At 65.9% G+C, this 8,997-nt stretch carries 4 protein-coding genes; 1 reads left to right on the forward strand and 3 read right to left on the reverse strand.

All coding sequences use genetic code 11. The features are described from left to right. Positions 1-5: 5 nt before the first annotated feature. The gene (locus tag GT042_RS09110) at positions 6-1,940 is read right to left on the reverse strand and encodes a DUF1998 domain-containing protein (protein WP_161308194.1); all 1,935 of its coding nucleotides are present in this window, start codon (positions 1,938-1,940) and stop codon (positions 6-8) included. Beyond that, positions 1,937-5,725, reverse strand: coding sequence for a DISARM system helicase DrmA (drmA, locus tag GT042_RS09115; RefSeq protein ID WP_161308195.1), 3,789 nt, complete (start codon positions 5,723-5,725; stop codon positions 1,937-1,939). The genes GT042_RS09110 and drmA overlap by 4 nt, the downstream gene beginning before the upstream one ends. 1,210 nt (positions 5,726-6,935) lie before the next feature. Between drmA and GT042_RS09125 the strand changes: the two genes are divergently transcribed. Beyond that, complete coding sequence (locus tag GT042_RS09125) at positions 6,936-8,024, forward strand: type IIL restriction-modification enzyme MmeI (RefSeq protein ID WP_161308197.1); 1,089 nt, start codon at positions 6,936-6,938, stop codon at positions 8,022-8,024. Positions 8,025-8,032: 8 nt separating this feature from the next. Here the strand turns inward: GT042_RS09125 and GT042_RS09130 are convergent. Then, positions 8,033-8,997: type IIL restriction-modification enzyme MmeI (locus GT042_RS09130; protein WP_345943722.1), on the reverse strand; the 965-nt coding region annotated here is incomplete at its 5' end.

An 8,997-nucleotide genomic window follows, 5' to 3' on the forward strand; every position in this document is an offset into this window, starting at 1 on the left:
TCCGCTCACCCGTAGTCCGGGATTAGGGCCAGTGATTTCGGGTCGCCTGTTAGGTGGGTGATGAACCGCCGGTCCAGGAACCGGTTGCCGCGCTCGCACGTGGTCTCGGACACGAACAGGCAGGCGTGGCAGGCGGCACCGTGCAGGAAGTCCTCCGGTGCCTTGGGAAGGCGTTCACCGCACAGCGGGTCCGAGGAGCACCGCCCCGCCGTGTGCAGCGCCGTCCGTACGATCCTGGCCAGCCGGTTCTCCCCGGTGCTCGGGTCCTCGTCGGCGAGGGAGACCAACCCGCCGAGCGTGCCCTCTGAGTCCGGGACGGCCGTGTAGATGAGGATGCCGGTCCGCCGTTCCCCGGTGTCGCCGCTGTAGATCCGCTCGGCCAGGCTCGCCGAGTTGTAGCCGGACTCCATCGCGATGGTGCGGATGAGCAGGTGGGAGAGTGTGTGCAGGGCGATGTAGCGGCTGCCCGGCCAGCCCTGCATCGGGTCGAATCCGTCGGGGAGCCGATCCGACTTGCGGTGGTCGCGGAACCGGCCGAAGGCCGCGGCGTGTGCCGCGAGTTCGTCGCTCGGCGCGACCCGCTGCTCCCACTGCTCGATCAGCTGATCGTCCAACCGCAGGAACAGCCCTTCGCCTCGCACCTCGCTGGCCGGCACCCACCCGTGCTCGCGCCGCCCCACTTCCACGCGGGTGACCGCGCCAGGGTCCTCCGGGTCGGGTGCGTCGAGCCGGGTGAAGCCGATGAGGGCGCGCACCTCGCGCAGCCGCTCCAGCTGTCGCACCTGGGAGAAGACGGTGGACAGCGGCCCGCTCAGCGAGGCGTCCACCAACGCGAAGTCCTCTGTCGGGTCGGGGGTCTTTTCCGCGGACAGCACCTGCCACTCGGGGGTCAGGAGGTCCGGAGGACCGGGCGGCTGCTCGGTCTCGCCCGCATTGCCCGACAAAGCCGCGCGGAAGGCGGACACGGCCTGCCAGACCTGTCCGGGCTCGTAGTCGCGAAGGTAGCGGTGGTGCTTCGACTTCTTGGCGAACATGGCGATCTCCGCCTCGTTCTCGAAGTCCTCCAGATCCGGCCAGCGTTCCTCGACGAGCTTGCGCAGCGAGTCGGTCCCTGTGTCGGGCAGTGCCAGCGCGCTGAGTGTCACGGGAAACCACTGGTTGGACGCGCCCACGACCAGCAGGTAGGGCCGCTCGCCGCAGGTGTCGTAGACGCCGTCGAACTGCGGGTGCCGACCGCGGCAGAAAGGCAGGTTCTCGCGACCCTTGTCGCCCATCGCGGCCCGGATGTTGCGCTTGGCCTTCTTGCAGACGAGACATTCGAGGGAGACGTTGGCCGCTAGATTGCCGCCGTTGTCGCGCATCCGCAGTGTCGGGTACGTCGTGTCGGGGCAGGCGCGACCCTCGTGCACGAACTCGGTGTACGGGAACTCGTCGAGGTGGCCCTTGGTGCATGCGAGCGCGAAGCGGGCGGCCACGGCGAGAGGCTTGCGGCCTTTCTTCTTCCGGTAGCAGTTCTCGTGGTAGAACCGCGCCTCGTCAGGGCGGCGGGCGTTGTTGTTCTCGAACCCCCACTTGCCCGAACCCAGGGAGGCCAGCTCATTGCACGCCGTACAGCGAAGCCACTGCGGGAAAGGGGTCACGGGCACGCCGATCCGTGCCGCGTTCCCTTTCGGGTCCGTGTCGGTGCCGGGGATCCACGGCGCGGCACGCAGTTCGCCCACCTGGTTGGGGCCGTAGCGCCGCAGGGCCCGGTTGACGGCCCCGCGAAGCCGGGGCTCCTCGATCACCGGATCGGGCACACCGGCGTAGCTCCAGTGATCGAGGCCCTTGACCATGACGGAGAAGTTGGGCAGGTCGACGAGGGCACCGACGCCGCCGGTGAACATGAGGTGGCTGGGCCGTACCGCCCCCACCCGCCTGAAGTATCCGCCGCTGCTCATGATCGCCGCCCCCTGGCAGTGCCGTTGTCGTCGCCGTTCCCGTCCGGGTCCGGCACCTCGCCGTGTTCGTCGCCGCTCGTTGTGTCCGGGCCGTCTCCGCCCTCGGCGGGCGGCCCGAACTCCCAGGCGTTCCCGGCCGGGGCCGACAGCACAGTGTCGGCGGACAACAGCATGTTGATCTCGTTCTCCGTCTCGCGCATCGACTGAGGGACGGTGAGCACGTCCCATGCGCTGCCGTCCGCGTTGCGCAGCAGGCCCAGCACCGTCTGCTTCTGCCGGGTTTGGCCCCGGTAGCCGAGCCGGCCCTGCTCACCCTTCTTGGCCGTCCAGGCGTCACGTAGGGCGTCGATGCGCTCGGCGAGGTAGCCACGCGCCCGGTCCCCATCCACGGCCTCCGCGCGCGCCAGCAGTCGCCGCTCGACGTCCCGCACACGCGGGTCGTCGAGGTCCACCCCCTCCGCGTCCACGTTGTCGGAGAACTCGTCGCAAGCCTGCCGCACGGCTGAGACATACATGGCGGTGGTGCCCCGGTCGAGCGCCCGCCGCGTGAACGGGGTCACCGACAGCGCCTCGACCTGCCGGTAGAACGTCGCGTGGTAGTGCTCGAAGTCCTCGAAGTGGGCGAGATCCCGGGGTCGGGCCCAGTTGTAGAGCGTGATTACGATGCCTGGCCGACTGGCCTGACGTCCGACACGGGAGGACGCCTGAATGTATTCGGCAGTGTTCTTCGGCTGCCCGGTGACGACCATCAGGCCGAAGCGGGAGACGTCCACGCCCACCTGGAGCATCGACGTGGCCAGTACGTGGTCGACCGGCCTGCGGTGCAGTGGGGCGGGCAGGACCCGGGGCTGACGGGCCCTCCCGGCGTCCCGGAGCTCGTCGACGATCGCCTTCTTGCGCTCCGATGTGTCGTGCTCCGGGTTGAACCCGATCTCCAGCCGTTTGAGAGTGGCGCTGATCTCCGCCGACGAGATACGGGAGGTCAGCTCCTGGAGGTTGAGCATGTCGGTGTCGCGCAGCAGCCGGTCGGCGATGCCTCGGCGGCGCCCATTGGTCCGCAACCGGCTCGGCACATCGTCGTCCAGGACCCGCCGCATACCGGCGAGTTCCTTGGTCGCGTTGAAGTACCCGACCACGGTCATGTAGGGATCGGCGGGAGCGCCGTAGAGGTCGAACATGTGCTGCCCGGCGAGCAGGAGGATCTCCGCGACACGGATCTCGGCGGCCTTCATGCGCACCCCGTGCGCGCAGACGCCGTAGTAGCGCCGCCCGGGGTCGTCCCGGGTGACGTCGACCTGCTGGGAGAAGAAGGTGTCGCTGACGTCGACCACCTGCGGCGGGAAGATCGCCAGGTCCCGGGCGAACACGCCCAGCACCTGCGCACGGGCGTTGCGGGTGGTTGCCGTCGACGCGACGATCTTCGGCCCGGTGTTCCGGAACTGCCCGTGGTAGTCCTTCGCCCGCCAGGTGCACAGCTGGTCGACGGCCGACTCGAACAGCCCCACCGTGGTGCCCAGCGCCCCGGAGATCAGGTGCAGCTCGTCCTGGATGATGAGGTCCGGAGGCCGCAGCCGCCGTGGCATCGGCCGGCTGGTCACGGCCTTGTGCCGGTCCTTGGCGTTGTGCCGGGACCCGCAGCCGATCTCCTCGTCGAGGTCGTCGTGGCGGTAGCCGTGCCTCTCGCAGTAGGCGCTCACGCGCCCGAACAGCATTCCCGCATAGCCGCGCCACGGCAGCTGAGCGAGCTTGTCCACGGTCGCGATCAGCAGGCTCGGCACCAGTCGGTAGATCTCCTCGTCGACCGTGAGGATCGGCAGGCCCTCGCCCCGCGCCAGCATCCGCGAGAACGGGCAGGGTTCCGCGTCCTCCCCGCGCGGGCAGTACACGATGACGCGCCGCCGTACGTCGTCCGGTGCCACGTCACGCCACGCGCGCAGCTCCTCGCCGCACCACGGGCAGGACAGCACCTGCAGGACGTTCGCATGCCGCCCCGAGGCGGACTCGTTGGCCTCGGCGATCTGCTGCGCCGCGTCCCCGTACCAGTTCGGCGAGACGCCGGCACCGACCCACAGCCCGATGCGGAACGGCCTGCCGCCCCAGACCTTCTCGTCCTCCCTGCGGAGCACCTCCGTCGCGCACACGAGGGCGGAGGCCCGCTGGAACTGCTGCGCCGTCAGCAGCCGCAGGGTGTACCGCATCAGTACAGCGACGCCGTCCCGCCCCTCGCGGGCGTCCTCGCCTTCCCCGACGACCTTCTGCAGCCGCCGGATGGCGAACGTATAGGCCGTGAGACCGAGATACGCCTCCGTCTTGCCTCCACCGGTTGGGAAGAACAGTAGATCGACCGTGGCGGTGCTGTCGGCCCTGCGCTCCTTGTGCGCGGGGTCGGTGAGCGAGCACAGGTTGAGCAGCACGAACGCCAGCTGGAAGGGGTACCAGCTCGCGGCCATGGGGCCGCGTCCGTCGACCTCGGCGTAGGCCGCCGCGTACGTGGGCGGCTTCTCACCGCTCTCGGCCCGCAGCGCGGCCGTCGCCGTCGCCCGGCGCTGCATGGCCATGGCCCGGTTGGCGAAGCGGAACGCTCGCAATGCGTCCTTGTTGGTGTGCAGCAGTTCGATACCGAGGGCGATCCGGCCGCACGCGTCGCGGGCCTCGTCGACCGCCCGCAGCGCGGTGGTCCGCAGCTCGCCCGACAGCGAATCCGCCTTGGCGGCTTGCTGTTGCAGCCAGCCGTCGTAGCCGTCGGCCAGCGGCTGGAGGGCCTTCAGCAGCTCGTCGCGCCGCTCCCATACGGCCAGTTCGGCGAGCTTGTCCATGCTCACCTCAAGACCGGCGAGCAACGGCTGACGCGCCGTGTTCGGCGCGACCGTGGCCGGTACGTCCTTCACCGGCAGCCAGGTCGTCTCCAACTTGACCGCACGGCGCCCCTTCGGCAGCACCCTCGCGTGCACGGCGACGTTCCGCCCGTGAGAGTGCTTCAACTCCTGCCGGTACAGCAGCCGCAGATGCTGCTCCTCGGGGTTCTCCAGGATGTGGCCGGGTTCATCAGTCAGCGGATCGTCGATTGGCAGGAAGACGCTGGACTGCCCGTCGAAGGAGGTGACTTCAAGTTTCGTCTGGAACAGCCACTGCCCGTCCCGCAGTTCACGGGACTCCTCCAGCGCGTTGATCAGAGACACGTCGACGAAGCGCAGGTTGTCCGCGCCATCGACGGTGCCGGGACGCTCCCGCACGTGTACGTCGAGCCGGATGCAGGGAAGGTCAGGGTCGGTGTCGTCGACGCCTTCCAGAACCTTGCGGACGGTGCCCGACGAGTCGACGGGAATGTCCACCTCGTACCGGACGGGCTCCCGCGACCACGTGCGCACCGCCCGGCCGTCGTCGGTCTTGGTGTCGCTCTGCCGGTACCGACCCCAGGAGGCGATGACACTGAGCATGCCCACATCGGCCGGCACCAGGAAACTCAGCCCCATGGACGACGCCCACAGCCGTCCGGCGGCCTGCGGGGTGAGCCGCTCCGACAGCTCGGGGTCCCGCCCGTCCCCCTCAGCGCTGACCTCGGTCTCCGCCTGACCCGCCGCGACCTTCACGGGCGAGTCGGTCGGCGCGGGCCGGGGCCCGAGAAGTCCAACGAGGTACCGGTCGCGGGGGCCCGCGCTGTGCGGCGCGAGTGCCTCGGTCTCGTCCGCCCACGGCCCCAGCAGATCCCGTGAGATCAGATCGCCGAGCTCCTCCCGGACGTCGTACGATGTCCCGGACCGGAAAGTCTGGGGGACCTCGTCCACGGGGTGGGGAACGCTGGGCTCTGGAGCGGGGGCGTTATGTGGTGACGACGGCATGCGGGTATCCCTCCCTGGGCGCGGACCGTGCTGACCGGCACCCGCGAACAACGATAGGGGGGTCCACTGACATTGGTGGGGCTCGCGGCGAGTTGCACAGGGCCGTGCCGGGTCGGCAGCGACTCAAGCCGCCTCGATGGACTCGCCTGCTTCGTAGACCCTCTGCGCCACCGCAGGCACCACGGCGGGCTGCCTCTACGTCATCACACCCTGTCCGTTGCCATGATGCTGATGCATCCTTCAAGCGTCGCGTGGCACGCAGTGCTTCACCTGGCACCGCGGTGGGACATCACCTTAGGCTCGGGCTTCCTGGCGGCACGACAGGCACCGGTTCGAACCCGTCCTCCGACCCTTGGGCCGGGATGCGCCTGGGTCAGCTCCTGGAAGATCATGCACGATCACATGGACGCGGTCGTCCGCGACGGCCGCGTAACCGGCTGTGGTTGCCGGAGAGGCGTGGCGCATCAGGCGCTGGGTCATGAGCAGGTCTCTGCCGGATGAGCGGTAGACCATTGTTCCGTATCGGTGTCTCAGCTGGTGGTAGCGCATGCGGATGCCGATCTTGGCTGCGATGCCGGCGACAGTGCGAGAGACGGATTCAGGACGCGTCCCGTCCCAGAATCTACCGTGTCCCGTCAAGTCGAGTGCCTTCATGACGACCGGCGGCACGGGGATGGTGTCTGTGCGTCCGCCCTTGCCAGTAACGCGGAGTATTGCTGTGCCGTCATCGAGAGTGGATAGGTCTTCCCGGGCTAGTTTGGCTGTTTCGTGGGCGCGGAGGCCGCAGAAGGCTCCCAACAGGACCCACGTCTTGTGTACTCCATGTGTGGCCGTTGTGAGCCGCGTGAGCTCATCCTCTTGGAGTGGGTGCGGTGTTGACCGGGGAGCTGCGGGCTTGCGTATGCCCCGAATGAGGTCGACCCCGAGCCACCTCCCGAAGGCTCGAAGATGGTTCAGGTAGGTCCTTCGCGACCATGGGCCTAGGGGGCGAGCGGCGAAGTAGCCGATGACGTGATCGATGTTGAGCTGGCTCTCGGTTACGCCGGCAAAGCGGGCTATGCCCCTCACGCAGCGTACGCGGACTCGGATGGTGCTGACTGAGTAGCCGTCCGCACGCTGGGACTCAGCGAACTCGTCAAGTGTCATGAGAGGTGTCATGCACCTGATTGTGAGGTCCGTACCGTGGCTTATTGACTTTGGCGGGATTCACCCCTGGATCGTCCGAACTCGCCCTCTTGGCAAGCCGGCCGGCAACCGTCTGGTAGCCAACAAGGGTAAGTCGTTCCAGGGGTCCAACGTACTGGGGAAGGGGTTCGTCCTCACCCCCGAACATGCAGCCGACCTCATCCAGCGCGACCCTCGCAACAAGGACGTTCTCTTCCCCTACCTCAACGGCGAGGACCTCAACTCCCGCCCGGACTGCTCGGCGAGCCGCTGGGTGATCAACTTCCATGACTGGAGCGAGGAACGAGCACGGAGCTACCCGGAAGTTTTTTCCCGCGTCGAAAGAGACGTCAAGCCCGAACGACTCAAGAACAACCGCAAGGTATATCGTGACCATTGGTGGCAATACGCGGAGAAGCGGCCGGCCATGATCAATGCCATCAGAGGACTTGATCGCGTTCTGGTGGTAGCACTCGTCAGCAGAACGGTTATGCCAGTTACCGTACCTACGGGGCAGGTTTTTTCGCACATGTTGGGTGTTTTCGCCTCGACGGGTCTGGCGCACAGCGCTCTGCTCGGCAGTGGAATCCACTACGCCTGGACTATCGCGCGAGCCTCGAGCCTCAAGGGAGACATTCGATACACACCGTCCGACGTTTACGAGACGCTACCCCTTCCACCCGTGACGATAAGAACAGAGACTGCCGGGCGGGCTCTCGATGGCTTGCGGCGAGAGATTATGACTGAAAGGCGACTGGGCCTTACCGGTCTATACAAGATCATCCATAACTCAAGGGATTCCAGCAACGACATCCAGGCTTTGCGTGACGCTCATCGAAAAGTTGATGAGGCGACGACGGATGCGTATGGCTGGTTCGACCTAGAGCTTGATCATGGATTCTATGAAACTCGTCAGGGACCTCGCTTCTTGATCAGTCCAGCCACAGGCGGAGAGATGGTTGATCGCCTTCTGGAGCTCAACCATGCGCAATACAAAGCCGAATCCTCGCCCTACAGGATCCAAGGCTGCGCGGTGGAAAAAATGACACAAAGGGCCATGGAAGGCGACGTCCTCTTTTGATTAAGAGGTCAGAAAAGTACTGGATCCGAGGCGCCCCCAATCGTTCCACTCGACAACAGAGAGTGACCATTGGCGTTAGTTCCATCACTAATCGGTGATGGGTCGATGGAATGCTGCATGTGATTCAGTTCCAGCAACCTGTCGAGAATCTCTATTTGGGATGACACGTTGATACCGTACCGAATACCGCGGGATGTCTCGTGGAAATCGTGGCAAAAGTCAAGGTCGGTCCAGCCGTACGCTTCAACTGTCGCGCAGTCGATTTCTTGATGAATTTTCCGCAAATTAAAGATCCCCAAGTCGCTAACGGTAGAGTCATGCATTAAATTGTACAATTTCGTGAGACCCAACCCCCTCTCGCCCATTAGCTCTGCACGCAGGTGATCCAAATTATTCCCCGCCGCTTTCATGCCCACTGAGGGAACCGGGTAGGGCAGAGTCTCAAAAACGTCGGACGGCGTGTATCGAAGGTCCCCCTTGAGGCTTGATGCTCGCGCAATCGCCCAGGCGTAGTGGATGCTGCTGCTGAGCAGAGCCAGGTCCGCAGGCCGATCAGTTGCAAAGACCACGGTTGCTTCACTGATGACTTGACCAGTGGGCACGAAGAGCGGCAACCCAGTCTTGCTCACTCTGGCTACCACCAGAACACGGCCCATATCTCCAATGGTCCGATACAGCTTGGGTGCTCGCTCGGCATACTGCCACCACCTCTCACGTCGCACCTTGCGGTTGTTCTTGAGTCGTTCGGGCTTGACGTCTCTTTCGACGCGGGAAAAAACTTCCGGGTAGCTCCGTGCTCGTTCCTCGCTCCAGTCATGGAAGTTGATCACCCAGCGGCTCGCCGAGCAGTCCGGGCGGGAGTTGAGGTCCTCGCCGTTGAGGTAGGGGAAGAGAACGTCCTTGTTGCGAGGGTCGCGCTGGATGAGGTCGGCTGCATGTTCGGGGGTGAGGACGAACCCCTTCCCCAGTACGT

The sequence above is a fragment of the Streptomyces sp. SID3212 genome, from assembly GCF_009865405.1.
In the GTDB taxonomy this organism is placed as follows: Bacteria; Actinomycetota; Actinomycetes; order Streptomycetales; family Streptomycetaceae; genus Streptomyces.

Bases quoted from the DNA above. Each gene is read 5' to 3' on its own strand.
- GT042_RS09110 (WP_161308194.1), bottom strand. From the start codon at position 1,940: ATGAGCAGCGGCGGATACTTCAGGCGGGTGGGGGCGGTACGGCCCAGC.
- GT042_RS09125 (WP_161308197.1), top strand. From the start codon at position 6,936: ATGCACCTGATTGTGAGGTCCGTACCGTGGCTTATTGACTTTGGCGGG.